Annotated in this window: 25 protein-coding genes and 1 pseudogene; 9 read left to right on the top strand and 17 right to left on the bottom strand. The window is 64.8% G+C overall.

The genetic code is table 11. The annotated features are described in order from the left end of the window. Positions 1-12 precede the first annotated feature (12 nt). The 11 genes from ACQP1O_RS16780 to ACQP1O_RS16730 all read right to left on the bottom strand — a co-directional run bounded on the left by ACQP1O_RS16780 (position 13) and on the right by ACQP1O_RS16730 (position 13409). On the bottom strand, positions 13-432 hold the full coding sequence (locus tag ACQP1O_RS16780; protein WP_433566704.1) for a nuclear transport factor 2 family protein: 420 nt from the start codon (positions 430-432) through the stop codon (positions 13-15). Positions 433-450: 18 nt separating this feature from the next. Beyond that, a complete protein-coding gene (locus tag ACQP1O_RS16775; RefSeq protein WP_433566703.1) occupies positions 451-1281 on the bottom strand; it encodes a fumarylacetoacetate hydrolase family protein in 831 nt (276 codons plus the stop codon). A 50-nt stretch (positions 1282-1331) separates the two neighbouring features. Further along, positions 1332-1964: a VOC family protein gene (locus tag ACQP1O_RS16770; RefSeq protein WP_433566702.1), complete on the bottom strand. Its 633-nt coding sequence runs from the start codon at positions 1962-1964 to the stop codon at positions 1332-1334. Continuing rightward, positions 1961-3709 carry an FAD-dependent monooxygenase gene (locus ACQP1O_RS16765; protein ID WP_433566701.1) on the bottom strand — a complete coding sequence of 583 codons (1749 nt, stop codon included), beginning with the start codon at positions 3707-3709 and terminating at the stop codon, positions 1961-1963. Before ACQP1O_RS16765 ends, ACQP1O_RS16770 begins: the two co-directional genes overlap by 4 nt. A gap of 591 nt (positions 3710-4300) precedes the next feature. Continuing rightward, positions 4301-4678 carry a hypothetical protein gene (locus tag ACQP1O_RS16760; protein ID WP_433566700.1) on the bottom strand — a complete coding sequence of 126 codons (378 nt, stop codon included), beginning with the start codon at positions 4676-4678 and terminating at the stop codon, positions 4301-4303. A gap of 97 nt (positions 4679-4775) precedes the next feature. Further along, complete coding sequence (locus ACQP1O_RS16755; protein WP_433566699.1) at positions 4776-5558, bottom strand: CoA-transferase subunit beta; 783 nt, start codon at positions 5556-5558, stop codon at positions 4776-4778. Continuing rightward, positions 5555-6400, bottom strand: coding sequence for a CoA transferase subunit A (locus ACQP1O_RS16750; protein ID WP_433567705.1), 846 nt, complete (start codon positions 6398-6400; stop codon positions 5555-5557). Before ACQP1O_RS16750 ends, ACQP1O_RS16755 begins: the two co-directional genes overlap by 4 nt. Positions 6401-6477: 77 nt before the next feature. After that, a complete protein-coding gene (locus ACQP1O_RS16745; RefSeq protein WP_433566698.1) occupies positions 6478-9159 on the bottom strand; it encodes a LuxR C-terminal-related transcriptional regulator in 2682 nt (893 codons plus the stop codon). A gap of 79 nt (positions 9160-9238) precedes the next feature. Next, positions 9239-11464 carry a benzoate 1,2-dioxygenase electron transfer component BenC gene (gene benC, locus ACQP1O_RS16740; protein WP_433567704.1) on the bottom strand — a complete coding sequence of 742 codons (2226 nt, stop codon included), beginning with the start codon at positions 11462-11464 and terminating at the stop codon, positions 9239-9241. Positions 11465-11480: 16 nt separating this feature from the next. After that, positions 11481-12008, bottom strand: a complete 528-nt coding sequence (benB, locus tag ACQP1O_RS16735) for a benzoate 1,2-dioxygenase small subunit (RefSeq protein WP_433566697.1) — start codon at positions 12006-12008, stop codon at positions 11481-11483. Positions 12009-12020: 12 nt separating this feature from the next. Continuing rightward, positions 12021-13409 carry a Rieske 2Fe-2S domain-containing protein gene (locus ACQP1O_RS16730; RefSeq protein ID WP_433566696.1) on the bottom strand — a complete coding sequence of 463 codons (1389 nt, stop codon included), beginning with the start codon at positions 13407-13409 and terminating at the stop codon, positions 12021-12023. Positions 13410-13665: 256 nt separating this feature from the next. Between ACQP1O_RS16730 and ACQP1O_RS16725 the strand changes: the two genes are divergently transcribed. The 5 genes from ACQP1O_RS16725 to ACQP1O_RS16705 are packed head-to-tail and all read left to right on the top strand — an operon-like array spanning position 13666 to position 17735. Next, on the top strand, positions 13666-14574 hold the full coding sequence (locus tag ACQP1O_RS16725; protein ID WP_433566695.1) for a LysR substrate-binding domain-containing protein: 909 nt from the start codon (positions 13666-13668) through the stop codon (positions 14572-14574). Then, positions 14571-15674, top strand: coding sequence for a mandelate racemase/muconate lactonizing enzyme family protein (locus ACQP1O_RS16720; protein ID WP_433566694.1), 1104 nt, complete (start codon positions 14571-14573; stop codon positions 15672-15674). Before ACQP1O_RS16725 ends, ACQP1O_RS16720 begins: the two co-directional genes overlap by 4 nt. A gap of 51 nt (positions 15675-15725) precedes the next feature. Continuing rightward, positions 15726-16577: a catechol 1,2-dioxygenase gene (gene catA, locus ACQP1O_RS16715; protein WP_433566693.1), complete on the top strand. Its 852-nt coding sequence runs from the start codon at positions 15726-15728 to the stop codon at positions 16575-16577. A gap of 29 nt (positions 16578-16606) precedes the next feature. Then, entirely contained in the window at positions 16607-16900 is a 294-nt protein-coding gene (gene catC, locus ACQP1O_RS16710; protein WP_433566692.1) for a muconolactone Delta-isomerase, read from the top strand. Further along, positions 16893-17735, top strand: a complete 843-nt coding sequence (locus tag ACQP1O_RS16705) for an alpha/beta fold hydrolase (protein WP_433566691.1) — start codon at positions 16893-16895, stop codon at positions 17733-17735. Before catC ends, ACQP1O_RS16705 begins: the two co-directional genes overlap by 8 nt. On the opposite strand, the gene ACQP1O_RS16700 is transcribed toward ACQP1O_RS16705, so the two are convergent. Next, positions 17719-18519, bottom strand: coding sequence for an IclR family transcriptional regulator domain-containing protein (locus ACQP1O_RS16700; RefSeq protein WP_433566690.1), 801 nt, complete (start codon positions 18517-18519; stop codon positions 17719-17721). The genes ACQP1O_RS16705 and ACQP1O_RS16700 overlap by 17 nt on opposite strands. A 20-nt stretch (positions 18520-18539) precedes the next feature. Here ACQP1O_RS16700 and ACQP1O_RS16695 point away from each other — a divergent pair, with 20 nt between their 5' ends. Then, a complete protein-coding gene (locus ACQP1O_RS16695; protein ID WP_433566689.1) occupies positions 18540-18851 on the top strand; it encodes a hypothetical protein in 312 nt (103 codons plus the stop codon). A 445-nt stretch (positions 18852-19296) separates the two neighbouring features. On the opposite strand, the pseudogene ACQP1O_RS16690 reads toward ACQP1O_RS16695, so the two are convergent. The 5 genes and pseudogenes from ACQP1O_RS16690 to ACQP1O_RS16670 form a co-directional block, all read right to left on the bottom strand. After that, positions 19297-20282 (bottom strand): annotated as a pseudogene (locus tag ACQP1O_RS16690) (acetaldehyde dehydrogenase (acetylating)). Further along, complete coding sequence (locus tag ACQP1O_RS16685; protein ID WP_433566688.1) at positions 20279-21091, bottom strand: 2-keto-4-pentenoate hydratase; 813 nt, start codon at positions 21089-21091, stop codon at positions 20279-20281. Before ACQP1O_RS16685 ends, ACQP1O_RS16690 begins: the two are co-directional and overlap by 4 nt. A gap of 37 nt (positions 21092-21128) precedes the next feature. Continuing rightward, positions 21129-21911, bottom strand: a complete 783-nt coding sequence (locus tag ACQP1O_RS16680; protein WP_433566687.1) for an alpha/beta fold hydrolase — start codon at positions 21909-21911, stop codon at positions 21129-21131. Positions 21912-21955: 44 nt separating this feature from the next. Further along, positions 21956-22894 (bottom strand): 3-carboxyethylcatechol 2,3-dioxygenase, encoded by a 939-nt coding sequence (locus tag ACQP1O_RS16675; protein WP_433566686.1) that lies wholly within the window; start codon positions 22892-22894, stop codon positions 21956-21958. Positions 22895-22920: 26 nt separating this feature from the next. Beyond that, positions 22921-23904, bottom strand: coding sequence for a zinc-binding dehydrogenase (locus ACQP1O_RS16670; protein WP_433566685.1), 984 nt, complete (start codon positions 23902-23904; stop codon positions 22921-22923). 327 nt (positions 23905-24231) lie between these two features. Between ACQP1O_RS16670 and ACQP1O_RS16665 the strand changes: the two genes are divergently transcribed. Genes ACQP1O_RS16665 through ACQP1O_RS16655 form a run of 3 tightly spaced genes read left to right on the top strand, consistent with a single transcriptional unit; the run spans position 24232 to position 26953 of the window. Further along, positions 24232-25404, top strand: coding sequence for an aromatic ring-hydroxylating dioxygenase subunit alpha (locus ACQP1O_RS16665; protein ID WP_433567703.1), 1173 nt, complete (start codon positions 24232-24234; stop codon positions 25402-25404). Further along, positions 25401-25739: a non-heme iron oxygenase ferredoxin subunit gene (locus ACQP1O_RS16660; protein ID WP_433566684.1), complete on the top strand. Its 339-nt coding sequence runs from the start codon at positions 25401-25403 to the stop codon at positions 25737-25739. Before ACQP1O_RS16665 ends, ACQP1O_RS16660 begins: the two co-directional genes overlap by 4 nt. Then, positions 25739-26953, top strand: a complete 1215-nt coding sequence (locus tag ACQP1O_RS16655) for an NAD(P)/FAD-dependent oxidoreductase (RefSeq protein WP_433566683.1) — start codon at positions 25739-25741, stop codon at positions 26951-26953. Before ACQP1O_RS16660 ends, ACQP1O_RS16655 begins: the two co-directional genes overlap by 1 nt. Positions 26954-26999: the final 46 nt, after the last annotated feature.

The following is a 26999-nucleotide window of genomic DNA, read 5'->3' as shown; positions in this document are numbered from 1 at the left end:
ATTTGCCCCGTGTCAGCCACGCTCGGCGAGCGGCGTGGAGCCGTGGGATTTGATCAGCCAGCGACCACCGCGGAGCACGAACGTGTCCTGCAGTTGGGCGATTCGACTCGGCACAAGCGGATCCGGATCGCTCAGAACGAACAGCAGCAGCGTCCCGGTCAGCTGCACCTCGTCCGCATCGGAAGCCCACATCCGCACATTCGTCACGACATGACGTGTCCGACGATCGTGCTGCGCACCACGCTTCTCGAGCGCTGCGCGGACTTCTTCGGTGCCCCGGTTAACCCGCAACGGTGTCTGGAACACCGCATCCGGACTGAAAAGTGCAAGTGCCTCTTCGGCGCGACCGCCGTCGACGCACTCATACATCTGATGTAGCAGAGCGCTGCAGTGACGCTCATTGTCAAGGCTCAGCTGTGCTGAAGTTGACATGTTATCTCCCAACGACATTCAGATCACCACATTCTCGATAGCACCGACCCCTTCGATCTCCACCCGGACCACTGATCCGCTGCGGAGAAACTTCCCTTGCTTATGGCCGACGCCGCCGGGCGTCCCGGTGCTGATGACGTCACCCGGTCGAAGTGTCGTGAATGTCGACAGAAAGCTGATCAGATGTGGGATCGACCAGATGAGCTCCGAAGTTCTTGCCTCTTGCCGCAGTTCGCCGTCCACCCATGTACGAAGCAGAAGGTCGCCCGGATCGCTGAATTCGTCGAGCAAGGCCAGACACGGGCCCATCGGCATGAAGGTGTCGAAGCTCTTGGCCATGTTGACGTTGGCCGGCTGTCCGCCCAGTTCACCCTTCTGCACATCTCGTGCACTGACATCATTGATCACAGTGAACCCGGCGATGTGGCTCCAGGCAGCATCCTCGGCGATTGCCGAGGCTTGCTTTCCGATGACCACACCGAGTTCGCCCTCATAATCCACTTTGTCCGGAGCGGTCGCCGGGCGGCGGATCGGATCGTACGGGCCGGTCACCGCGGTCGGGGCGACCAGCGACGCGAACGGCTCCTTTGTAGCCTGCTGGCCGGTCTCGATTCTGTGCTCGTGGTAGGCCCACCCCATAATCCAGATCTTCGAGGGGCTCGATACCGGTGCCAGCAATCGAATCGAAGCTGTCGGCACCACGGACGAAATCGGCTTGGCCGTCAGCGATTCGACCGTCTCACCGGCCACCAGCGCAGCTCCCAGATCGGCGTACGGCGCATCGAGCAACGCGATCAGATCGCCCTCGAGCCGGCCCAAACCTTTCGTCGTCGTAACAAGTCGAGTCACAGTAGTACACACCTTTTCGTGCTGGAGAGAGTCCGGTCGAACAGCAACTTCTAATCAGGAATGGCAAGCAGAGTCTCGAGCGGCTCATTCGCACGGAAGCGCGTGATGAAGTCATCCGGTTCCAATTCGACGCCGGAGGGGTTGCGGCGGAACTTCTCCGATTTGAAGTACACTTGCTCAGCCTCGTAGCTGTCGAAGTTCGCGCAGGAGAGTTCGATGATGTTCCGGTCCGGGTCACGATAGTAGAAACTGGTGATGGGACCGTGGTTGGCGCATCGGTGCGGGCGAATTCCGTGTGCCGAGAACTGCTCGAACTTCGCAGCCAGCTCATTGAGCGAGCCCAACATGAACTGAAAGTGGTGCATACCCGGCCCGGTCGGGTCCACAGCGAGGTCGCCGACTTCAAACAGAGCGAGGATCTGGTTGTAGGGGTGCTCACCCTCATGGACGGTGAAGAACGCGAGCCGAACATCCGAGGCTCGCTCCTGCCCGTCGACCTTCGATTTGTCTGCGTCCGGCGCGGGCTGCCGTTCGAGGAACGGATCGCGCCCCAGTAGCAGCCCGTACCAGTCCCGAAGTGGTGTGATATCCCTACTCTTCAAGACCAGCTCGGACATCCTCAGCCGGACTTGCGCACCGCGCTTGTCGAGCTCCGCGCCGGCGAGATCCTCGGTGATGCTCACAGTTCTGCCTCTTCTCGAATGGAAACTGTTTCTTCCAATTGCTTTGCGGGACTTGGCCGAACCGATCCACGCACCTGATCGAGCAGGGCACCGGCGTCCTCGGGTGGCCGTGTGCCCCGCCATGCCACGTGCCCGTCCGGTCGCACCAGCACCAGTGCATAGCCGTAGAGCTGCACCGCCTCCTGCTCTTGATCACTGTCGATATCGAGCACATCTAGCGGAACTTTGCGCTGGACCGCGCAGGCCATGAGCTCGGCGACCGGAATGCCCGGATCGGAACGAACGAGGGTGAATCCGCGGCCGAAATGGTCGAGTATCGACTCGCCACGGGCCAGCCAGACGTGCGGTGCTCGGGCGCCTGGCGCCGATGATGGCGTATAGGCGTCCGGGCGATCTTCGGGAACAGGCCCGTCGTCGTAGACGCAAATCGGAGAGTTCTCATACCGGTAGCCCAGTTGGACTCCGATAGTGGCGAACTCACCGGCGCGTAGGCGAGATATCTCATCTCCTGCCGCATTACGCGCCGCCACACCGCGCTCGCCCGAGGCGTCCAGTTCGGGGCCATGCGGCACCTGACGGTCGCGGCGCCAGTTTTCGGCGGCCCAGCGGTTATTGCGTTGCGCGATCGGCCGTCTCTCGATTTCGTAGCTGTCGAGCAATCCCTCGCCACCCCAGCCCTCGCTCACCGCGGCCAACTTCCAGCCGATGTCGACGGCATCACCGATGCCCGTGTTCGCACCGAACCCGCCCTTGGGCCACCGTAAGTGGGCCGCATCGCCAGCGATCATGACTCGACCTCGGCGGTACGAACTCGCGACAACCTCGTGCCCGGTCCACTGCTGTGCTTGGATGATCTCGACGTCAACATCCGCACCAACCGCAGAGCGGATGAGCGCTTTGGCGTCCGGATCGTCGGCCGATTCATCGACGTACACGGAGCATCGCCACAGCGAATTGCCGTCCACAATGGTGAGATACGGGCGGGCGGCCGAGCCGACCGTGTGGATCTGGCCTACTTCACCGATGCCGACTTCGTTGAGGAGCGCCTGCAGTCGATGCGACCGGAAATAGATCGCATAGTTGTGGCCTAACCCGAACTCGCCCTCCAACCGGCTTCCAATGGATTGCCGAACAACGCTCCGTGCCCCATCACATCCGACAACGTAGGCCGCCCGGATCTCACCAGTGCGACTGTTGGCCGTGTCTGTGAAGGTGACGGTTACGCCGTGCTCATCCTGCTCGATTCCGATCACCCTGTGTCCGTACATCAGTGCTACGGATTCTCGAGATGCTGCAGTCTCTCTGAGCAGCGGATCGAGCTTGAACTTGGCCTGCATCATCGGGCGCTCGGGTGACGGGAAGCCGCCCGTCTCGCCGACCGACTTCGCAGCTGCCCCGAATCGCGCGAGAACATGACCCATCGCGTTGGTCGCGAACACCACGTCGGTCTGGTATTCCGCCGGGGGCCATCCTAAGTTCCTGGCTCTGTCGGCTATCCCCCACCGGCGCATATGCTCGAGCGAACGTGAGAATATGTGCTCTCCGGCCGGGAACTGGATTTCACCATTACCCGCTTCGGCAAGAACACAGGATATGCCGCGTGAGCCGAGCTCATTCGCCAGAGAAAGCCCCACCGGGCCGCCTCCAACGATAAGTACCTGCGTGTATTCGAAGGTCTGTTCATCTATTCCTTCGCCTGAACCATAGTTCACTGGTTCGACGGCGAGCGGGCAGTCTTTGTCCACTCGGAGTCCATTCCTATTGCTATCGCCGACTAATGCGTCTCTACACCAAGATAGAATGCTCTTGATTGCAAGTCAAGAGCTTGCCCGTTGATCTTCGGATGCTCTTAACTGTCGTTCAAGATACGACCCCGGTTTGCTCGAACAGAGAAGAGGCACACTCATGACCGAACTTGCGGACACCGTGACGACACACACCCTGCCCGTCCTCGACCCCGCCGCGCGCGGCATTGTTCACCGGAAGCGCGGACTGCGAACACCTTCTCCGACACCGTGATCCCTAAACGTTCCGATCAGATCGTCAACCGCAAACACAAGGGCCGCGCCGGCGGGCGTGGACCGAACTCCGATCCGCGGCTTTTCAAGCGCCGCAATGTCATCGAACGTGCCATTAAGGGAGCCAAGCATGGGCGCGCGGTGGCCCGCGCTATGACGAGCTCGCGATCACCTACCGCGCCGGATTCGTCCTGGCCCTGGTCCGTCGAATAGCTCAAATCATTGGGATACACGACACAGGCGATTTCGGGCCGCAAAGGCCCGTCTAACCGGTCGATCGCGGGATGGGTGGCAGCACACACGTCTTCTCCCCAGCCATCAGCTTGCTGATTCGAGGACGACCGCGATGCCCTGGCCGACGCCGATGCGCAGGGTCGCCAGTCTCCAACGACTGCCGCCGCGCCGCATCTCGAGGGCGGGCTGGGTGACGATCCCGCCGCCGGAGGCACCGAGCGGATGGCCGATCGCGATGGCGTCGCCGTCGACGTTCACGATCTCGGGGTCCAGCTCGGGCCAGTCGGCGAGACAGGCCAGCGATTGCGCCGCGAACGCCTCGTTCAGCTCCACCGGACCGAGGTCGCCCCACTCGATTCCGGCGCGCCGCAAGGCGATCTCGGCGGATCGGACGGGGCCGGTCCCGAACAAATCCGGGTCGACGCCCGCGGCGCCACGCCCAGCGAGACGCGCGAGCGGCACTCGGCCGAGCCGACCAGATCGTCATGCCGTGCCGCGCGCAGGCCGCCGCCGTAGCGTCCGAATGGTGTTCGGATTACCTCGTACAGAAAGGCGGCGGTCATGACTCCGCCCGCAGGGCACGCAGGGCACCGAGTTCGGCGGCCGTCGGCGGATCGCTGACCTCGATCTCCCGCGCGACCTTCAATTCCCACCCGGTCGCCGCCCGAACCCGGTCGAGTGTGACACCGGGGTGCAAGCCGGTGAGGACGAACTCTCCGTCCTCGTCGGGGCGCAGCACACCGAGATCGGTGATGACCAATGTAGGTCCCGCACCGCGCAATCCGAGTCTCGCGCGCTCGCCCTGGCCTCGTCCGTGGCCGAACGAGGTGATGAAATCGACCTGTTCTACGAAGGTTCGCGATGACTGCCGCACCACGACGAACACTTCGCCACAGGATGCGGCGATCTCCGGTGCGCCACCGGCTCCGGGTAGACGCACCTTCGGGTGGGCGTAGTCGCCGCCGATGATGGTGGTGTTGATGTTGCCGTACTTGTCCAACTGCGCGGCGCCCAGGAATCCGACGTCGATGCGGCCTGGCTGCAGCCAGTAGTTGAAGACCTCGGGCACGCTGATCACGGCATCGGCGGTCTCGGCCAGAATGCCGTCACCGATCGAGGCGGGTAGCTGGAACGGCTTCGACCCGAGGGTTCCGGACTCGTAGATGAGCACGAGACCGGGCGAATGCGTGGTGCGCGCGAGATTGGCTGCGCTGGAAGGCAATCCGATCCCCACGAAGCAGGTTCGGTCGCCGCGTAGCGCCCGGGCTGCGGCGACCGTCATCATTTCGTCGGCAGTGTATTCTAGTTCCGTTGCGTTGACGGCCTTTTCGGTGACAGTCATGATTCAATCCCCGATGTCGTTGCGGTGAAGACACGCTCGTCGAGCCACCGGGTGAAGGACTCCCGGTCGCGACTGATGGCGTCCCACGCGGCGTAGAAGGCGTTGTCGCGCTCCGAATACCCCTGCGCATAGGAGGGGTGCGCGCCACCGGACGCTTCGGCCACAATGGTCACCGCCCAGGACGGCAGGACGATGGCGCCGGGCACGGGCGTCAGTTCATCGACGATCTCCTCGACGGTGATCAGGCTCCGCCGCGCCGCGAGCACCGCTTCCTTCTGCACACCAAGCAATCCCCAGAATTGAACATTGCCGGACCGGTCGGCGCGCTGGGCATGAATGATCGTGACATCGGGGCGCAGCGCAGGTACCGCGGTCAGCTGTTCTCCGGTGAACGGGCACGTGATCGGCTTGATGGTGTCGGTCACGGTCGGCAAGTCGGTGCCGACGTAGCCGCGCAACACCGCGAACGGCAGTCCGGACGCACCAGCGACATATCGGTTCGCCATACCGGCGTGACTGTGTTCCTCGATCTCGAGCGGTGTCGGCCAGCCGTGCTGGATCGCATCCCGGAAGCGCTGCAACGAACCCACACCGGGGTTCCCACCCCAGGAGAACACCAGCTTGCGGGCGCATCCGGCCCCGATCAGCTGGTCATACACGATGTCGGGGGTCATGCGCACCAGAGTCAACTCTCGCTTGCGCTGGCGGATTATCTCCTGGCCCGCCGCCACCGGAATCAGATGTGTGAATCCCTCCAGCGCGACGGTGTCGCCGTCACCGACCAACTCGGCCACCGCCTCCGCCACGGATGCAATTCTGGCCACCACCACTCCCGTTCGCATTGTGAACATTTGTGCTTATTATGAACATTTTTAAGGGCAGGGTCAACTGCCCGACATGAATCGGAAGACACCGCAGGCTAATTCATGCGGCGTTTGGCGGCCAGTTCGGCCCGCGAACGTATGCCGAGCTTGGCGTAGACGCGGGTCAGGTGGTACTGGACGGTTTTCGTGGAGATGAACAGTTCGGACGCGACCTCGCGGTTCGACAACCCTTGCGCCACCAGTTGGGCGACAGCGTCTTCCTGCGGGGTGAGCTCACCGATGCCGCGATCGGCGCGCTGGACGCGCACACCGCCGGCCTTGAGCTCACGATCACACCGTGTGACATAGGTTTCGGCGCCGAGTGCGACGAAAATGTCACGGGCTACCGAAATTTCAACGTCGGCCTCACGGCGTTTGCCGGCGCGTCGCAGAATCTGGCCGTACACGAAACCGACGCGGGCTCGGTCATAGCGCAGCGGCATGGCCTCGAGCCGCCGCAGCGCGTCCTGAAACCGTGTGCGCGCCGGTTCGAGTTCACCCTTGGCCCCGAGCAGATGGCCTCGGGCGGCGCCGAGCCGGGCTGACGCCGCAGTTCTGCCGAAATCGGCCGCCAATCGTTCGTGTCGCTCGAGGAAGATGTCAGCCTCGTCGTATCTTCCCTGAGCGACGAGTGCGTGGGCATACATGTCGGCCCATGGCCATTGGCCGGGATCGTCGGCGCCGCCCCTTGCCCATGCCTGCGTGAGCGGCTGCAGAGCTCGCAGGACGCCCGCCGCGTCCGCGCGTGCCTCGGCCCATTGGGCACGGGCCAGACAGGAAGGCAGGCGCATGATTTCGTAGTCTTGAGGCCCCGCGTCGGTGCGCCGCAGCGCCACCTCGGCGAGGTCCCATTCACCGCGCAGGGCGTGCACCGCCACGGCGGTCCACTGCAACAGGGGTCCGGTCAGGATGATGCCCGTACGATCGAGCAACGACGTGGCCTCCCGCACCGTGCGCAGCGCGTCGTCCCAGTCCCCGGTGAGGAACTGAAGCCTGGCCAGCCAAGCGCTGGCCCACAACGAGATTCGCGCCGACCCACCGAGAACTGTTGTGGAAACGGAACTTTCGAGATCAGCCCTGGCCTCGTCGATCTCGTCGGCGATGAGGTCGAGCCAGCCGCGTCCCATCACGATCCTCTGCACCTGAGCACCGTGCCGGACCCGTTGGGTCAGTTCGGCATAGGACCGCCGCGCCTCGTCCATTCGCCCGTATGCCATGCCGAGCCCGCGGATCGCGGAGGCCTCGACAGCCGCCGGGGTATCCGGTCCAGCCAGCCCGATCCCCCGATCGGCCCAGCGCACCACGTCATGAGGACGGCACCGGCACAAGGTGTGCAGCACGTAGCGCTGGCAGATCAGGGCGGCGATGTCGGGTTCGCGCTCGACGTTCACCAGGTCCCACGCTCGTGCCAGCCGGTTCTCCGCTTCCGTCGGGCGGCCGCGCACAATCGCCAGATAGCCGAGCACCGCGTTCCGCAGTGGAGTTTCACGCAGGCTCTCGACTTCGGGAATCAGTGCGGCGGCGGCGAATACGTCGCCAGAGCCGATCAGAGCATCGACCGCCCGGGTGAGCCTGCGTTCCCGCTGTAGCCGATCCTCGGTGAGCCGACTCGCGTCGTGCAGCAGCGTCGCCGCGGCGGCCCAAGCTCCCTGGGCCGCCCGCTCGGTGGCCATCACATCGAGCCGATCGGCCAGTGCCGCATCAGGCACCGGTGCGGCCGCGACCAGCAGACTCAACCGGCGCACCGGATCGTCGATCAACTCCGCCGCACGACGCCGAGCAGCGGCGACCGCTGCCGGGCCCATCGTGGCGAGCACGGCCGACCGCACCATGGGGTCGACCGGGCCTGTCACGGAGAGACCGCGCGGACCGAGGGCGATCAGATCCGCCGCTGCCGCCTCGTCGAGAGCAGCGACCAGTCCCTCATCGATCTCGGCGAGCAGTACGGCATCCCGAACCGCCGTATCCGGACCGAGTACGCAGACCGCTTCTACCAGCCTTCGCGTCGCCGGAGCGCATGCGGCCAGTGCCTCTCGCACCCGTCCTGCGACCGTGGTCGGCGCGGGCAGGTCCGGATCGAAGCGTGACCACAGCTCTTCCGGAAGCTCGTCCAGTAGCTGATCGACGTTGCGCGGGACGCCCCCGGTATGACGGCACAACTGTTCGGCCATCGAGGGGTGCAGCACTATGTCCCGCTCGGCGGCCAACTGCCCAACCTCTGCCGCAGTGAGCGGAGGCAGCTCGAGCCGGATTGTCGAGACATGGTGCACCAGTTCGGTATTCGACACGGTAACACGTGGGTCGCCGCTGACCGCGGTCAATAACACCAGCAAGCGGGCCTCGGGGTGGTGGCGAACGACCGTCGAGAGCACTTGCAGGGATCGCGAGTCGGCCCAGTGTGCATCATCCACCACGGCCAGGACCCGATCATCCGCACCCGCGACATGCCGTATCAGTGCCGTACCCGCCGCGATCGGATCGGCCGAGTCGCCGATACCCGGAACCAGTTGGTCCAGCACACCAAAGGGGCGGTTCGACTCCCACTCCGCCGCCGTTGCCCACAGCACCAGCCCCGGATGGGCGACGGCGAGAGCGCGCGCGATGAAGGTCCGCCCCATTCCAGCCCGCCCGACCAACAGAGCGAGACCGGGACCGTCTGCATCGACCTCGCGCAGCCGGTGCGCCAAGTCGGTCAGCACTGCGGCTCGAACACCGACAGCCGAACCCGCTCCGATCATGCTGTCACCGTAAACCAACTGGCCGACCCCGCCGCCCAATCGTGAAGGCGACAGGGCGGCAGCCGGACCTGCTCACCGGTCAGCCCATGTCGCCACCACCGACCGGCAACACCGTGCCGGTGATGTAGGCGGCTTCGTCGGACGCTAGGAAGGCAATCGCGGCGACCTGCTCGTCGAGTGTGCCGTAGCGATGCATCAGGCTGGAGTCCAGCGTCTGGTCGATGTGGGCCTGGAACCATTTGCGTTCCTGCTCCGATTCCGGTGGTCGGCCGCCGCGCGAGATTCGGCGCGGCGGGGCGGCGGTGCCGCCCGGGGCGGTAGCCACCACCCGGATGCCCTTATCCGCGTACTCCATCGCGAGCGATGCGGTGAGGGCATTGACTCCGCCCTTGGCCGCCGAATACGGAATCCGGTGGACTCCGCGAGTGGCCACCGACGAGATGTTCACGATGACCCCATGCCCGCGATCGACCATGCCAGGCAGGGCGGCTCGGCAGCACAGCAGGGTCGTCATGAGCGAGCGGGTGATCTCGGTGTGGATTTCCGCCGCGGAGAATTCGGTGAACGGTTTGAAATTGATCGCACCGCCGACATTGTTGATCAGTACGTCGATTCGGCCGTAGCGTGCCAGGGTCCGCGAGACCATATGCTGGGCACCGTCCCAGGTCTCTAGGTCTACGGTCACAGCTTCGCCTCGCCCACCGGCCCGGTGGAGCTCGGAGGCGACATCGGCGACGACTTTCGACCGGTCGACGAGGACGACCGTGCCGCCTTCGGCGCCGATCCGCCGGGCCGTATGCGCACCGATTCCCTGCGCGGCACCGGTAACCACCACGACCTTGCCGTCGAAGCGACCGGGGCTGGTGAACGTGGGCCATTGCTGCTCGCCGACAGGGGATTTCGATGTCACCAGTGGTTCGACGTCGTTCGGTGGCCGCAGCAGTTCCTGTCCGAGGATGCCGCGTGCCGCTCCGGCGGGGCGTATCGGCTCACCAGCGTCCGGTCCGCCGGTCCTTCCACCGGTGGTCGGCCAGATCCGCTGCCCAGCGATGGAGCGTCGCGCGCTCGAATCGTCGCTCACGGTCACCGTCGCACCAAGTGGGCGGGTGAACGAGGGAGCGAACATCTCCTGGCCCGCTATCGCCCGCCCAGCACCGGACGCCACCGCGACAGTGACCTCCTCGATCTGATCGGCGATCGGTACTGCTTGCAGCACAAAAGATTCCGCTTCTGGCTCCGCCTCCTCGCCATCCTTCCCGTCCGCGGCTGCGGAGTCATGTGAATTCGCTTCGGTCGCAGTGCCCGACAGCGCGAACTTCTCATAGTAGAAACCCGTCGGCTCGATTCCGACATTCGCGAAATGAGTACGCACCGACTCGACCATCGCCGGAGGACCGCACAGGTACACCGAGACGTTGTCGTCGTGTTGGTGCTCATTTCCGATCAGGCTGGTGACATACCCCTTGTTCGGAGCGCCACTGTGAGGATCGGAGACACAGTAGTCCCATGTGAAATTGCCGAGCTGGGAGGACAATTCGCCGATCGTGTCCAGCTCGACGAGATCGTCGTCGGTGCTGACGCCGTAGAGCAGGTGCGCCTTGCGCGCCGATCCCGACTCACGCAATGCGCGCAGGATCGCCAGAATCGGAGCCAGCCCGGTGCCGCCGGCCAGCAGCAGCACCGGCTCTTGCGCGTCCCGCAGGAAGAAGCTGCCGTTGGGACCGGCGAAGCTGATCGCATTGCCGATCGCGGCACGCTCGGTCAGGTACTCCGACATCATGCCGCCGGGAGTGAGTTTCACCAGAAAGGTCAGCTCTTTGTCGCCTGGCGCATTGCTGAACGAGTACGACCGGCTCTGATCCGTGCCCGGCACCGCGATATTCACATACTGGCCGGGGAGGAAAGCCAGCTTGTCGCGGTTGGGGACCTCCACCGTCAGTCCGACGGTCGTGGATGAGAGCCGGTCCAGCGCCGTGATCGTGCCGGTGTAGGTGCTGGACTGGGTCTTCGCCAGCTCGGAGGTGGTCGCGATCTGCAGCACCAGATCGGATTTCGGTTTCATGCTGCACGGCAGCACGTAACCCGCCTCTGCCTCGGCGGCGGTCAGAGCGTCGTCGATATAGGCGCCGCCATCGTATTCTCCGGATTCGCAGAACGCCTTGCACGTGCCGCAGGCGCCGTCACGGCAGTCCAGCGGAATGTTGATGCGCGCTCGATAGGAGGCTTCGGCGACGGTCTGATCCGCGACGCAGGTGATGAAACGCGTCACCCCATCCTCGAAGGAGAGCGCAACCCGGTAGGTCATGACAGCAACCCCCGGCTCAGATGTGATACACGTCGACGACGTGGTGGATGTAGTCGTTCTTGAGCACCACGGTCTTGCGACGGATGAGCGGCGCAGCACCGGAGAAGTCGATGGTGTAGAAGGAGGTTCCGTAGTACGGGTCAACCGTCTTGTACCGGAAATACATGGTGTGCCAATTGAATCGGACATCCACCAAGTCCCCGCGGCGTTCGATGACCTCGACGTTGGTGATGTTGTGACTGGTCCGGGGTTCAGGAATCGAAGTGGCGGAAGACCTTTCAGTACGGATGCGGAACACCCGATCCTCGAGACCGCCCTTGTTCGGATAGTAGATGAGCGATATCTCGTTCTGCGGGTTCTCGGTGAGCAGGTCGTCGTCACCCCACGATGGCATCCAGTAGACGACGTCATCGGCGTAGCACTCCAGCCACGTCTCGAACTCGCGGTCGTCGAGATGGCGCGCCTCGCGGTAGAGGAACTGCTCGATGTCGTTGTGGGTGATGGCTTTGGTACCTGCGACGGCGATGTCTGCGGCGGTTGTCATGGTGTGATCTCCTCAGGCGTCGGCTGTAGCCAGGCTGTCGGCGGTTTCCCGCGCGCGTTCGCGTTCGAGCGCCGCACGCATGGTGCGCAGCCAGTAGGCATGCAGTACCGAGAACAGGCCCTCGTCCTCGTTCTTCCGCCCTGCGGAAACGACGCCGTGCATGTTCATGGACTCGGCCATCTGATCCGGGCCGTCGAGCCAATGGGTGGCGCCTCGGCTCATGTCGTTCCACGGTGCGGCGCCGGCGCGGAACGTGAGCTGGCAGGACCGGAATTCCTCCAGATCGTCCGGAGTGGCCATGCCCGAGGCGTTGAAGAAGTCCTCGTATTGCCGGATCCGCCGGGCACGGTGCTCCGCGCTCTCCCCCTTGGGCGCGATGCAGTAGATGGTGACCTCGGTCTTGTCCGGCGCGATCGGGCGGAACTGCCGGATCTGGGTACTGAACTGATCCATCAGGTACACGTTCGGGTACAGCAGCAGGTTGCGCGAACCCTTGACCATGAATTCGCCCGCAGCATCGCCGAATTTGCGCTTCGCCTCGTCGAGTTGGGCCCACAGCGGCCGGTTCTGCGGGTCGGCGGCCCACGTCCACAGGCACAGATGCCCGTGCGGAAACGACCAGTAGCCGCCGCCCGACTTGCCCCATCCGCCGGCGTCGAGGGTCTTGGTGTCATTCTTGGACTCGCCGTTGTTGCGGCGCGAGGTGGTGGCCGCGTAGTTCCAGTGGGTGGCGGTCACGTGATAGCCGTCGGCTCCGTTCTCCGCCTGCACCTTCCAGTTGCCGTCGAAGGTGTAGGTCGAGGAGCCGCGCACCACCTCCAGTCCGTCCGGAGACTGGTCGATGAGCATGTCGATGAGCACCGTGGTGTCGCCGAGGTGCTCACGCAGGCTCGGCACGTCCGGATTCAGGCTGCCGAACAGGAACCCGCGGTAGCTCTCGAACCGCGCCACCTTTGTCATGTCGTGGGATCCGTTGCGGTTGAAGGACTCCGGATAGCCCGCACCGTCGGGGTCCTTGATCTTCAGCAGCTTCCCGTCGTTACGGTACGTCCACCCGTGGAACGGGCAGGTCAGCGTCATCCGGTTGTCCGTCTTGCGTCGGCAGATCATCGCGCCGCGGTGTGCGCAGGCGTTGATCAGGCAATGCAGTTCCCCGTCAAGGTCCCGGGTGATCACGACCGGCTGGCGGCCGATATAGGTAGTGAGATAGTCGCCCGGATTCGGGATCTGGCTTTCGTGCGCAAGGTAGTTCCAGTTGCTCTCGAAGATGTACTTCATCTCGAGTTCGAAGAGTTCCGTATCGGCGAAGATCCGGCGATTCGCGCGGAAGATACCGGCGGCGTGGTCCTCGACGATCGCGTCGGCGAGCACCTCCGACAGGTGATCGAGCGCAGTGGTCATGAGTCCTCCAATCGGCCTCGAACGGGCCCCAGACGCCTCTGACGGCCTGGGGTCGCCATGGCACGTCCGTTGATGTTGCCAATATGTGACACCGATCACCTCAGACAAATACCTAGTCTCGACCTGGTTCTCTATTAATCAGTGACGCGTATCAATAGACCGGTAATTAGTATTTGTGCCGACTCAATATTGATATCTACCGTGAGTCAACACACAGATCCGGCACGTCGCGGTGGAGCGGAATGGAGGCCCAGCCATGGAACTGCGTCACCTGCGTTACTTCGCGACCGTCGCCGAGACCTGTCATTTCGGCCAGGCGGCACAGCGGCTCCGCATGGCGCAACCGGCGCTCTCCCAAGCGATCCGGCAATTGGAGGCCGAACTGGGCACCCCCCTGTTCGTCCGCACCACCCGCCAGGTCGCTCTCACTCCGGCAGGGGAATTCCTGCGGGACGAGGCACGCCGCGTCCTCGAGGCGCTGGACGACAGTGTGCGCGGAGTCCAACGAATCGCCGAAGGTCGCCTCGGGCAGGTCCGAATGGGATTCACCGGCACCGCCACGCTGTCGTATCTGCCGCGGATCGCCCGCAGCATGCGGCGCCACCTGCCGGCCGTTGCCTTGGAAGTGCATTCCGACCTGCTGACTTCGGCGCAATGCGATCGCTTGCGAGCCGGCAGTCTCGATATGGGTGTGCTCCGTCCGCCCATCCGGGGCGACGGAATTGGTTTGCGCCTGTTGGAAGTCGAACCTCTGGTGCTCGCGATGTCCGCCGATCACCGGCTGGCGGCGGAACCAGTGATCGCCATGGCCGACCTGCGCACCGAGAACTTCATCGGATACGTGTCCACGGATTCGGTGGTCAACGACGCGGTCCTGCGCAGTTGCCGGACCGCCGGATTCAGCCCGCACATCGCTCACGAGGCGGCGGGCACGGATGTACTGCTGGCGCTGGTCGCTGGTGGCCTCGGCATCGCCGTGCTCCCGGCGTCGGCGCGGGCCCTGCCACTGGCCGGAGTGGTGTTCCGAGATCTCGCCGATGCCGAAACCGTCGACCTGGCATTGGCGTGGCGGGACGGCACCGACTCCGCCCTGATCCGCTCGACGCTCGACGTGCTCACCGACTCCCTGCCAACCGACCCCCAATCCGCAGAGGCCGATCGATGAAAATCACTGAGGTGGAGGCGATTCCGTTCGCCATCCCCTACCGCAAGCCCTTGCGATTCGCATCCGGCGAGGTGCACGCCGCCGAGCACGTCCTGGTCCGGGTGCACACCGACGACGGTGTGATCGGGATCGCCGAGGCACCGCCCCGGCCGTTCACCTACGGCGAGACCCAGGACGGGGTGGTCGCGGTGATCCGAAAGCTGTTCGCGCCCCGGGTGGTCGGACTGACTCTGATGCAACGCGAGACCCTCCACTCCCGCCTGTCCCACACCGTCGGAAACCCAGCGGCCAAGGCTGCCATCGACATGGCGGTGTGGGATGCCCTCGGCCGGACCCTCGACGTTCAGGTGACCGAGTTGCTCGGCGGCTACACCGACCGCATGCGGGTTTGTCACATGCTCGGTTTCGATGATCCCGCCGCCATGGTCGCCGAAACGGAAAGAATGCGTGAGCAGCACGGCATCAGCACCTTCAAGGTCAAGGTCGGCCGCCGACCGGTCGGCTTGGACATCGCGGTGGTCCGGGCGCTGAGGGAGAGATTCGGCGACGATATTGAGCTCTACATCGACGGCAACCGCGGCTGGACCGCCTCTGAGTCGGCCGCCGCCATGGCGCAGATGGCCGACCTGGGACTGCTGTTCGCCGAGGAGCTGTGCCCGGCCGATGACGTGCTCGGCCGGCGATGGCTGGTCTCCCGGGTCGGCATCCCGTTCATCGCCGACGAATCGGCGCCGACCCCGGCCGATGTGACGCGCGAGGTGCTCGGCGGATCCGCCACCGCGGTCAGCATCAAGACCGCCCGCACCGGTTTCACGGTGTCCCAGCGCGTTCACCACCTCGCCGAAGGGCTGGGGCTAGAGGTCGTGATGGGCAACCAGATCGACGGTCAGCTCGGCTCGATCTGCACCGTCGCCTTCGGAGCCGCCTATCCGCTCACCTCCCGACGAGCGGGCGAGCTGTCCAACTTCCTCGACATGAGCGACGACCTGCTCACCGAGCCGCTGACTATCCGCGATGGCGAACTCACCATCCGTTCCGGTGCCGGGCTCGGCGTCGACATCGACCCCGAGAAGCTCGTCCGCTACCGCCAGGACAACTGAAACCAACTGTCTGACAACCGAATACCGGACGAGAACCAAGGAGTACCAGAGATGACTACCACTCAGGCCGAGCCCACCGCCTCCGACTCCGGCGCCAAGGCGACTGCCCGCTTCAAGGCGGACAAGACCGCCGTAGCAGGCACCCCGAAGGAGCGTGTCGACCTGCTCGCCCGCGAGGTCCTCGACGCCGTGCACGCCACCATCCGCAGGCATAACGTCACCTACGCCGAATACAACGCGCTGAAGGCGTGGCTCATCAGCGTCGGCCAGGACGGGGAATGGCCACTGTTCCTCGACGTGTGGGTCGAGCACGTCGTCGAGGAAGTCGCCACCACGCACCGTAAGGGAAACAAGGGCACCATCGAGGGCCCCTACTATGTTCCCGGCTCTCCCGAATGCGGCTCCAACGGCACAATTCCCATGCGGGACAACGAATCCGGAACTGCCCTGGCGTGGACCGGCCGCGTCACGTCCACCGATGGCAGCGCGCTGGGTGGAGCCAAGGTCGAGTTGTGGCACGCCGACGCCGACGGCCTCTACGCCCAGTTCGCTCCCGGCCTCCCGGAATGGAATCTGCGTGGCACCTTCACCACCGACGATGAGGGTCGCTTCGAGATCCGTACCATTCGTCCCGCGCCATACCAGATCCCGACCGACGGAGCCTGCGGCAAACTCATCGCCGCGGCAGGCTGGCACGCCTGGCGACCGGCCCACCTGCACGTGAAAGTGTCAGCGCCCGGACACGAGTTGCTGACCGCGCAACTGTATTTCCCCGGCGACGAGCACAACGACGACGACATCGCCTCGGCGGTCAAGCCGGAACTCCTGCTCGACCCCCAGGCCGGTCCGGACAACACCGAGTCCGTGTCCTACGACTTCGTTCTCGACCCGTCCGGCATCTGAACATCCCTCACCACCAAGGAGATTCACCCATGCTGTTCCACGTTCGGATGGACGTCCACCTGCCGCACGACCTGCCCTCCGACGCTCGCGCCGAAATCGTCGCGCACGAGAAGGAGTACAGCCAGCGACTGCAGCGGGCCGGGAAGTGGCCACAGCTGTGGCGCATCGTGGGTGAGTACTCGAACTACTCGATCTTCGATGTCGAATCCACCGACGAACTGCACGATCTCCTGTCAGGATTGCCGCTGTTCTCGTACATGACCATCAAGGTGACACCGCTGGTGCCACACCCGTCCAAGATCCTGGACAGCGACCGTGCCTGAAATCTCCACGCTGCTCGGCCCTATGGCGTACACCGACGACGGAAGCGGCCCATCTCTGGTTTTCGTCCACGGGTTCCTGTTCGACAAGACGATGTGGGCACCGCAGATCGAACATTTCACGCCGCTCGGCTACCGCGTGCTGTGCATCGACATGGTCGGCTTCGGCGCCAGCACCGGGAACGCGGGCCTCATCCCGATGTCGGCCCACACCCTTGCGCTCACCGCGATGCTCGACGCATGCGGTATCGAAAGGGCCATTTTGATCGGCTATTCGATGGGAGGCCAGGTCGTCCTGGATTTCCTCGGCGCCAATCCATCTCGCGCCACCGCAGTCGTATTGTCTGATACTTTCGCCGGACTCGATACGTCCGAGGGCCGCGCTGCGCGACTGGCCCTGGCGGACCGCCTTGAATTCGAGGGTGCGCACGGGTACTCCGAGGAATTCCTCCCGCTCGTTCTCAGCGATCGGAGCATGGACAATCGACCGGATGTGGTCACGCGAGCCCGCGCCATGATGGCCGGAGCCACCGCGTCGACCGCCGCCGCCGCACTTCGCGGGCGCGCGGAGCGACCCGACTACACCGGGACAGCGCGTACGATTTCCATTCCGGCACTGGTGATCGTAGGTGCGGAGGACCATTTCGACCGCGGCGTACTCGGCGTCGAACTGGCCGCCGCCATTCCCGGTTGCCGATTTGCCGTGGTCGACCAGGCCGGCCACACTCCCAGCATGGAGGCACCACTGGACTTCAACACCGCGGTTCAGCGCTTCCTCGATTCGATCTCCGATCCGACCGAGCATCCGGCGCTGAGGAGCATCAGCCCAGGCGGGTAACGGATTTCGCGGCCACCAGGTCCCGCTCGATGCGCAGAGCAGCGGTCCGCAGGGGCGGCAATAGACCGGTGCGGATCGATTCGACGGTGTGTCGGGTGGCCTGGGTAGAGATATTGACGGCAGCGGCAACCGCCCCGGTCGCGTCTCGGATGGGCACGGCCAGCGATCGCAGCCCCTCCTCCAGTTCCTGGTCCACGATCGAATACCCTTGCTCCCGAACGGTATCCACCTCCGCCCGCAGGGTATCGGCGTCGATTGTGGTGTGCGAGGTGAAGCCGCGTAGAGCCGTCGCGGCGAGGTAGTCGTCGAGCGCTGGCCGCGCCAGTCCGGCTAGCAGTACGTGCCCCATCGATGTCGCGTAGGCCGGAAACCTGGTCCCGATATTGATGCTGACCGTCATGATCCGCGACACGGCTACTCGGGCAATGTAAACGATGTCGGATCCGTCGAGAACCGACACCGAACTGGATTCGTTCACCTCACCCGACAACTGCTCGAGATGCGGCTGCGCCACCTCAGGCAGCGTCATGCTCGACAAATAGGAGTACCCAAGCTCCAGCACCCGGGCGGTGAGTGCAAATAGCTTGCCGTCGTTTCGTACGTACCCCAGATCCGACAGCGTGAGCAAGAATCGCCGTGCCGCCGCCCGCGTCAAACCGGTCCGCCGCGCCACATCCGAGAGCGTCAGTCGCGGATGATCAGCATCGAACGCGGTGATGACCGCGAGCCCACGCTCCAAGGACTGGACATGGTGCGGGCCACGCTCGGCGTCATTCTCGGTCATGCCGTCATCCTACATTCAGCATGCGCACATCTCTTCGCAGAGCGAACGTCGAGGTGCGGGGACCGGGCATTCAGCAGAACGTGTGGCGCACCGATCCCGATCAGTCCCTACCGCGCCTGGCCGGACTGCGCGACGGCGGCGCGACCGTCGCGGTGTCGAGCTCCTGCTCGCTGGGAAAGTCGACCGTTGTACGGACCTGGGCCAAGAGCCGCCAGACGCTGAAGCATTCGCGGCGCGATCGTCATGAGCCAAAAGTATACGAGATCAACATGATCCGGGCGGCGACCTTGAATCGCGCCGCGGCAGGCACGAGTCTGAGCATGCCCGAGTAGGCGTCCGGGATGATCATCACCGCATCATGCTCCCCAGGGCGTCCAGCCGCCCTCACAGGCATGGCAGCCTGCCCCACACGGCGCGGAGCGCCCTGAAGTCCGACGATCAATAACCGAACCCCATGGGCCGGCGGCGTATTCAACAATGCGGCACCCCGGAACGCGTGTGCCAGCACGACACACGGCGCGGTCCCTTTCGCATCCTCCGTAGAAACCACCAGGCACCTAGGTGCTCCCCGTCGATCGGGATATGGATGGTGATGGGCGCGGCTAGGGGCATCTCCTTCGATGATGGGTCGCGACGGGGAGATATCGAGCGGACTGCCTCTAGCCGACCGGGACCGCATCCGGCTCCGGCAGTAGGTCCAGGGCGATATCGACGATCATGTCCTGATGGCGTGCATCCCATCGCGCAGGGTCACGTCCTGGATGTAGAGCTGACGGGTCACCGCACTGCCTCCCCGGCGGTCGTAAGTCCCCGCGCGGCGTTGTCTTTCCGGCGGGCGATGGATTCGGCGACACGCAGCGCCGCCGAGGTCATGGTGTCCAGATTGCCTGCGTAAGCGGGCAGGTAGTGTGCCGCGCCCTCCACCTCGAGGAACACCGACACCCGGGTCGTCACCGGACCCGCACCTGCGGGAACCAGCGTGTGGACTGGCTCACCCGGATCCACCGCGCTGAATTGCACCTGCTGCTTCAGCCGGTAGCCGGGCATGTACTGCGCAACCCGTTCGGTCATCTCGGCGATGGACGCGCGGATGGCGTCTTGGTCAGCGTCGCCGATCAAGCAGAAGATGGTGTCACGCATGATCTACTACGGCTCGGCCGGATTCAGGATGATGATCGCCTTATCGCGGGCCGCGCCACCGACGGATTCGATGGCTTGCGAGGTGGTTTCGGTGAATTCGTCGATATTGGGCCGGGTGCCGGGGCCTGCGGATTTGGAGACGATGGAGGCCACGATTTCCGCATAGTGCACTGGGGCGACCGCGGAGACTGCCGCGACCATTGGGATCGTGGCCTGCCCGCCGCAGGTCACCATGTTGACGTTCGCCACGCCGGCGTCGAGGTGCTCGTCGAGATTGACCGGCGGCACTACGAATGGTCCGATCGCGGCCGGGTGAGTTCGATGAGATTCTTGCCGAAGGGTTCCAGCTTGGCGGCGTTGGCGATGTGTGCCTCGGCGGAGGTGGCGTCGAAGACGATGTCAACGTCGTCGAAGTTCGGCAGGGCGATCAGTCCGTCGACACCCTCTGAGGTGGTGGGCACCTTCAAGCGCCGGGCACGCGCCAGCCCGTAGGACTCCGGATCGATGCCAACCATGGCGCCGACCTCCAGGGTGTCCGACAGACGCAGCACCTTGATCATCAGGTCGGTGCCGATATTGCCTGACCCGTTGATGGCCACCTTGGTTTTGGTGGTGTTGCTCATTGCCCCTCCTTGGGAGAGAACGTGGCGAAAACCGGACCGAGCGGACCGATTTCGGCCCGAATACGGGTACTCGGCAGCGCAGGAATCATCGGACCGAGCGCACCCGTGAGGATGATCTGCCCGGCCCGCAACGGACTTCCATACGCCTTGGCGGTGCGGGCCAACCAGGCCAGGGCATTGAGTGGGTCACCGAGGCAGGCGGCGCCGGTTCCCTTCGAGACCAGCACGTCGTCGGCGTACATCCGCATTGTCACCTCACGCGGGGCGAAGTCTGCGAGGGTGAGTTGCTTGTCGGCAAGCACGAACAGGCCGCTGGAGGCGTTGTCGGCCACCGTGTCGGTGATGGTGATGTCCCAGTCGGTGATACGGCTGTCGACAATTTCGAGCGCCGCGACGGCGTAATCGACTGCGGCGCTTATCTGTTCATCCTCCAGGTAACCGTCTACCAGATCCTCTTTCAGAATGAAAGCGACTTCGGCCTCGGCCTTGGGCTGCAGCAACCGCCGCGAGGGCACTTCAGCGCCGCCCGAGACATCTATGTCGGCGAATAGCACACCGAAATCGGGCTGGTCGACACCGAGTTGCTGCTGCACCGCCGGTGAAGTCAGGCCGATCTTGCGGCCGACGACCACGCCGCCCGTGGCTTCCCGCCGCCGGGTGAGCTCCGCCTGTACGGCGTAGGCAAGTGCGATGTCGCCCACGCCGAGCAGATCGCGGACCGGTGCGACCGGCCGCAGTGTCCGGATCGCGTGCGTGAGGTGGTCGGCAGCTTGCCCGACGATGTTCGCCTCGATACTGGTTGCGTTCATAGGTGAATTCACGTCCTTCTGACAGCTGCCACGCCGATCATGCCCGGGCACGGTCATGCCGATCAGTGGCGCGTTTCGCTGGACGGAACGAGGTTTCCTGCGAACCAATTGAATTCGCGAGGTGGGTGTCGACCAATGTGTTGAATGCCTGCGGCTTCTCGATGTTCGCCAGGTGCCCACAGCCTCTGATGAGACGGAATTCGGAGTTGGGCACGAGCGTGTGAATCTCTCGTACCAGTGCGGGCGGGGTGACATGGTCGAGTTCGCCGGCGAGGACCAGCGTCGGCGCGGTGATGCGCGACAACAGCGCTTCGGCGTCGTGGGTGGAGAGTGCATCGCAGCAGGCCGCGTAGCCCATTGGATCCATGGTGGAGAGCATCAGCAGCGATGCTGCGTAGGCCTGCGGCTCCCGGCGGTCGAAGCCGGGGGCGAAGCGGCGCAGCACAGTGCGTTGTACCACGCCGGTCAGCCCACGCTTGCGGACCTCCTGTGCCCTGTCATGCCACAACTCCGCCGTGTATCGCGGTGCGGCGCACGCGATTACGGCCGATTCGATGCGATCGTGATGGCTTCCTGCAAGGGTCTGCGCGACCGCGCCACCGAACGACAAACCCACTACCGAGAACCGAGCGATACCGAGCGCGTCCATCAGTCGCAGTACTTCGGCGGCGAATCCCCGCACCGTGCACGGCACTTGCGGCACCGGAGTGCCTCCGTGCCCGGGCAGGTCGACCGCGATGGTGCGATATCGCCTGCCGAGGTCCTCGACCTGCGCGTCCCACATTGTCAGCGTGGTGCCGAGCGAGCCGATGAACACCACGGCGGGCGCACTGCGCCGGCCGTTGTCGGTGTAGTGCGGATACCTCATTGTCGGAGCGCCGTGGTAACGGAGAACCCGGCGATCCAGGCCGGGATCGCTTCGTAGAAGCGGTATTTCAGATCGAAAGGCCCCCCCGCCGCGAGCGAAGCGTAGGCGGCCAGCCAAGTGCGCACCTCATGGGCGGAACCGCCGCCCTGCTCGCCCATCCAGTCCACCGGCCAGGAGGCGAACTCGCCGAGGCGATTCTGCTCTAGCAAGTCCAGTAGCCGGTTGTCCCATTCCTGGTTGATGGGGGTCATCGTACTGGTTCCGGCGACATAGTCGCGGCCGGCCTGTACGACCCGCAGTTCGCCCTTGGCACGTTGTTCGGGGGTCGGCGCGTGGCCTTCGATCAGCGCGTCGGCAACCCGCGGCGGCGCGCCGTCCAGCACGGGCACCGGCGGATCGTGCGAAAGCCCACCGGAGGCGAGATACAGTACGCGCAAATCCAATTCGTCGGCCGCCCGGCCGATCGCGGTGCCCAGTGCCTGGACTCGGCTCATCGGTCCTAGCGGAGTGGCGACACCGTTGACGAACACCGGTACCACCGGCACTCGGTCGATGCCGCCGAAGAGGGTTTCGAGCGGCTGCGCGAACCCGTGATCGACGATCATCCGGGCCGAGATGGTCAGATCGACGCCGCGGTCGAGCACGCCCTTCGCGATCAATTTCGCCGCACCCGTGTCAACCGAGAGCTGACCCGCCGCCGAGTCGAAATCGCCGACCGCGTGTGCCTCGGTGGCCAGACAGAAAGGCGGCATCTCCTTGTAGAAGAAGCCGTTGTAGTGGTCGGGTGCGTACAACACGACTAGTTCCGGATCGAAGTCGCGAATGAAATCTTTCGCGGCGGACACGGCTTGGTCCACCCGAGCCAGTACGTCCGGAGCCGGATCATTCTTGCCGATAAGCGGTGAGTGGGAGAGTCCCACAGCTGCTGCAGTCATAACGATTCCTCGAGCTGGGTCGGATGTCAGTGCGAGACAGCGGGCGGATGGATGACGAGCTTGCCGGTGAGATCGCCATCGACCATCAACTGGAAGCCCTTGTGAATATCACTGAGCGGCAACGTTCGATCGATCACGGGCCGAACGCCGGTGGATCCCATCATGCGCAGCATTCCCTCCAGCTCGGCGCGGGTGCAACCGGTGGAACCGAGAATCCGTTGCTGCAGATAGAACACACGGTTCAGATCTGCGGGTGGGTTGGCACCACTGGTCGCTCCGGCCACGACGATCGCACCGCCCGGCCGTAGCGACCTCAAGGAGTGTTCCCACGTCGCCGCGCCGACAGTTTCGATGACCACATCGACCTTCTCGGGCAGCCGCTCACCGGCAGGAACGGCGGCATGGGCACCCCATGCGAGCGCCTCGGCGCGTTTGCTCTCGCTGCGGCTGGTCGCGTACACCACTGCTCCGGCAGCCGCCGCAAGTTTGATGGCCGCCGAGGAGACTCCACCGCCCGCTCCCTGGACGAGTACCCGATCACCGGGTCGAATTCCGGTCTTGGTAAACAACATCCGGTACGCGGTGGTCCACGCGACCGGCAGACAGGCCGCCTCATCGAAGGACAACCACGTCGGTTTGGGCACAAGATTCCGGGCAGGCACGGCCAAGTATTCGGCAAAGGTGCCGTCGAAGAGTTCAGACATCAACGCGCGGTTCGGATCCAGGGTCTCGTCCCCGCTACCGGCGTCCGGGTCGGCGATCACAGGGTGAACGATGACCGGATTGCCGTCCGCATCATAACCCGCTGCATCGCAGCCCAATACGATCGGCAGTCGCTCCGGCGGATGACCGACGCCGCGCAGCGTCCACAGGTCGTGCATATTCAACGAGGCCGCCACCACCCGGACCAGAGTCCAACCAGGTGGCGGCAACGGGATAGCGATATCGCGCACCACAAGACCCGACAACGGGTCGGTGGCGCTCTGGGCGATGGCCTGTGCAGCGAGCATGTGGTCACACTCGCTGCGCGGATCCCCGTCGCCCTAGTCCGCGTGCCGCCCTGCGGAACAGCGCGCGGATCCCGTCGGGGGTGTGCCGTCCTGCGGAACATGCGATGGATTCGGCGGTTTCCACCGGGTTCTTTGAAGACCATGACCTCCACCATCGAACCCGCGACAGGTTGCGAGACCGCCACCGCCACCCCGTGCGGCGCCCTGCGGCGGCCGGTCGAGCTGGCCCGCAATCTCGATGTCTCCGGGCTGGTCGATTCCGAGGGCGGCCTGTTGGACCGGGCCATCTTCACCGACGAGCAGCTCTACCGCCAGGAGCTGCGACGGGTGTTCGCCCCGAGCTGGCTGTTCCTGGCGCACACCGACCAATTTCACAAGCCCGGGGACTTCTTCACCACATATATGGGCGAGGACCCGGTCATCGTCGCCATGGACAAGAACCGGAAGATCCGGGCCTACCTGAACTCCTGCCGCCATCGCGGCGCACGGGTGTGCCGGGCGGATGTCGGGGCGACCCGGAATTTCACCTGCACCTATCACGGGTGGGCCTACGACCTGGACGGCAAGCTCGTCTCGATCCCGAACAAGGACGGCTATCCGGCCTCGTTCGACACCGCAGACTGGGGCTTGGTCGAGGTGCCGCACGTGCAGACTTATCGCGGTCTGATCTTCGGAACCTGGAATCCGGATCCCGTCTCGCTGCGCGAATACCTCGGCGATATGGCGTGGTACATGGACGCCATGCTGGATCACGATTCGGAGGGCACGGCCGTCGTCGGCGGCGTACACAAGTGGGTGTTGGACGGCAACTGGAAGCTGTCGGCCGAACAGTTCGCAACCGACTGGTACCACGTGAACATGAGTCACGCGTCGGCACTGATGGTGTTGTCGCCCAGTAAGAATCCGAAGAACGAGATCGTGCACCGCAGTGGCCGCCAGTACCTGGATCCGAACGGTCACGGCGCCGGATTCCCGGTACATCCGAAGAACCGGTTCAACGCGCAGAAGGTCCACGAGTGGACCGATTACGAGGCACTGCGCGAGCGCCTCGGCGACGCGCGGGTAGAAGGACCGCTCACCGATGGCCACGCCACTATCTTCCCCAATTTCTCGTATCTACCGGTGATCGGCACCATCCGAGTCTGGCACCCGAAGGGCCCCGATCGCATGGAGGTGTGGGCTTGGACCGTGGTGGACAAGTCGATGCCCCCGGAAGTCCGTGAGGCACAACGCCTGTACAACCTGCGCACCTTCGGCCCCAGCGGCATCTTCGAACAGGACGACGGCGAGAACTGGAGCGAGGTACAGCACATCTCGCGCGGCTTCATCACCAACCGCGTACCGCTGAACTACCAGATGGGCATGGGGTCCGAGCGCGAAGACGGCCGCTACCCCGGCACGACGAGCGAGCTCTACAGCGACGCCGCTGGGCGCGCCTTCTACGGCCGCTGGCGCGATCTGATGAACACACCGGCCTGGCACGAGAAGGAAGAACGATGAGCAGCACGGGAATCCGGGTAGCCACACTCGACGACATCCCGGTCGGCCAAGGTATCGCGATCGACAAGGCTGTCGCCGGCACCGACGACGACATCGCGCTGCTGCGCGACGACGACGGCAGCATCTACGCGTTGAACGACACCTGCACCCATGAGGTCGCCTCGCTCGCCGAGGGCTGGGTCGAGGGCGGATATGTCGAGTGCCCGATGCACTCGAGCAAGTTCTGCCTGAAAAGCGGTGAGGTCCAGTGTCTTCCGGCCACGGAGAATGCCCATCCGCATCGCCTGGAAGTCCGTGACGGCGAGGTCTACCTGTTCCCGAACGAGGCGCCGTGATGGTCGGAAGTGTTGTGATCGTCGGTGGCGGAATCGCCGGCGTCAGCACCGCCGCCGCGCTGCGGGCGGGTGGCTTTGTCGGCGATGTCACTCTCGTCGATGCCGGGGAGTTTCCCTACGACCGCCCACCGCTGTCGAAGGAGTTCCTCGAAGGCCGCAAGGCGTTCACCGACATCGCGCTACAGCCGCCGCGATGGTACGACGACAACAAGATTCGCCTCATCACGCGAACCAGCGTCACAGCGCTTCACACCGGCCTCGGCCGTGTCGAACTCTCGGACGGCACAACGCTTTCCACCGACCACGTGGTGCTTGCCACCGGCGGCCGAGCCGCCCGACCGCCCATCCCGGGCAGCGACAGCGCACGGGTGCACGTGCTGCGCACCGGCGAGGATGCCGACCGTCTGCGGGCCGCCCTGACCCCCGAGGCGCGCGTGCTGGTCGTCGGCGCCGGACTCATCGGCGCCGAAGTCGCCTCCACCGCGGTCGATCTCGGCTGCGATGTCGTCCTGGTCGACCCGGTCCGGCCGCCGCTGACGGCCGCTGTCGGATCCGAGCTCGCTGCCTGGCTGCACACGCTGCATACCCAGCGCGGTGTCATCACCCTCCAAGCTGGAGTGGAGTCGTTGCGCGACACCGCGTTCGGCATCGAGGCGCGGCTCACGAGTATTGATCTCCCCCGCACTTTCGATGTAGCCATCCTCGGCGTCGGCATGGTCCCGGAAACCGGTTTGGCCGCGTCGGCCGGGCTGGAAGTGGATCGTGGCATCATCGTGGACCAGCGCCAGATCACCTCCAACCCGGCCGTCCTCGCGGTCGGTGATCCGGCCCGCACTCGGCGCAACGGTGCGCTGCTACCGCGCACCGAGCACTGGGAGGCCGCCCAGCACGACGGGCAGCGTGCTGCCGCAACCATTCTCGGTTCCGCCGCGCCGGCCGATACCGCGCCGTGGTTCTGGACCGATCGGCATCACCGGCACGTCGAGGTGGTGGGCGAGATGGCCGCCGCCGAGGACATCGTGATACGCGGCGCCCCCGGCTCAGCGTCATTCGCGGCTTTCGGGCTGCGGAATGGCCAGGTCGTGGCAGCGGTCGGCGTCGACAACTCCACCGCCGTGCGCGCCGCTCGCCGCCTCATCGACCGAGGCATCGCAGTCGACGGCGACCGGCTCGCCGACCCCTCGACCGACCTCCGCAAGCTAGTGCGCAGCTGACGTGCCGCCGTGCGGCACAACCACTGTGGCGCTGCCCGTAGAAGGG

It is taken from the genome of Nocardia sp. CA-151230, from assembly GCF_050942175.1.
Taxonomy (GTDB): Bacteria; Actinomycetota; Actinomycetes; order Mycobacteriales; family Mycobacteriaceae; genus Nocardia.
This window is presented reverse-complemented; position numbering and strand designations above follow the sequence as displayed.

Excerpts from the sequence above, each read along its gene's own strand:
- benC (WP_433567704.1), bottom strand. The coding sequence starts at position 11,464 with ATGACCTACCGGGTTGCGCTCTCCTTCGAGGATGGGGTGACGCGTTTC.
- ACQP1O_RS16780 (WP_433566704.1), bottom strand. The coding sequence starts at position 432 with ATGTCAACTTCAGCACAGCTGAGCCTTGACAATGAGCGTCACTGCAGC.
- benB (WP_433566697.1), bottom strand. The coding sequence starts at position 12,008 with ATGACAACCGCCGCAGACATCGCCGTCGCAGGTACCAAAGCCATCACC.
- ACQP1O_RS16670 (WP_433566685.1), bottom strand. The coding sequence starts at position 23,904 with ATGCTCGCTGCACAGGCCATCGCCCAGAGCGCCACCGACCCGTTGTCG.
- catA (WP_433566693.1), top strand. The coding sequence starts at position 15,726 with ATGACTACCACTCAGGCCGAGCCCACCGCCTCCGACTCCGGCGCCAAG.
- ACQP1O_RS16750 (WP_433567705.1), bottom strand. The coding sequence starts at position 6,400 with ATGCGAACGGGAGTGGTGGTGGCCAGAATTGCATCCGTGGCGGAGGCG.
- ACQP1O_RS16755 (WP_433566699.1), bottom strand. The coding sequence starts at position 5,558 with ATGACTGTCACCGAAAAGGCCGTCAACGCAACGGAACTAGAATACACT.
- catC (WP_433566692.1), top strand. The coding sequence starts at position 16,607 with ATGCTGTTCCACGTTCGGATGGACGTCCACCTGCCGCACGACCTGCCC.
- ACQP1O_RS16730 (WP_433566696.1), bottom strand. The coding sequence starts at position 13,409 with ATGACCACTGCGCTCGATCACCTGTCGGAGGTGCTCGCCGACGCGATC.
- ACQP1O_RS16675 (WP_433566686.1), bottom strand. The coding sequence starts at position 22,894 with ATGACTGCAGCAGCTGTGGGACTCTCCCACTCACCGCTTATCGGCAAG.
- ACQP1O_RS16700 (WP_433566690.1), bottom strand. The coding sequence starts at position 18,519 with ATGACCGAGAATGACGCCGAGCGTGGCCCGCACCATGTCCAGTCCTTG.
- ACQP1O_RS16725 (WP_433566695.1), top strand. The coding sequence starts at position 13,666 with ATGGAACTGCGTCACCTGCGTTACTTCGCGACCGTCGCCGAGACCTGT.
- ACQP1O_RS16685 (WP_433566688.1), bottom strand. The coding sequence starts at position 21,091 with ATGAACGCAACCAGTATCGAGGCGAACATCGTCGGGCAAGCTGCCGAC.
- ACQP1O_RS16745 (WP_433566698.1), bottom strand. The coding sequence starts at position 9,159 with ATGATCGGAGCGGGTTCGGCTGTCGGTGTTCGAGCCGCAGTGCTGACC.
- ACQP1O_RS16695 (WP_433566689.1), top strand. The coding sequence starts at position 18,540 with ATGCGCACATCTCTTCGCAGAGCGAACGTCGAGGTGCGGGGACCGGGC.
- ACQP1O_RS16660 (WP_433566684.1), top strand. The coding sequence starts at position 25,401 with ATGAGCAGCACGGGAATCCGGGTAGCCACACTCGACGACATCCCGGTC.
- ACQP1O_RS16720 (WP_433566694.1), top strand. The coding sequence starts at position 14,571 with ATGAAAATCACTGAGGTGGAGGCGATTCCGTTCGCCATCCCCTACCGC.
- ACQP1O_RS16655 (WP_433566683.1), top strand. The coding sequence starts at position 25,739 with ATGGTCGGAAGTGTTGTGATCGTCGGTGGCGGAATCGCCGGCGTCAGC.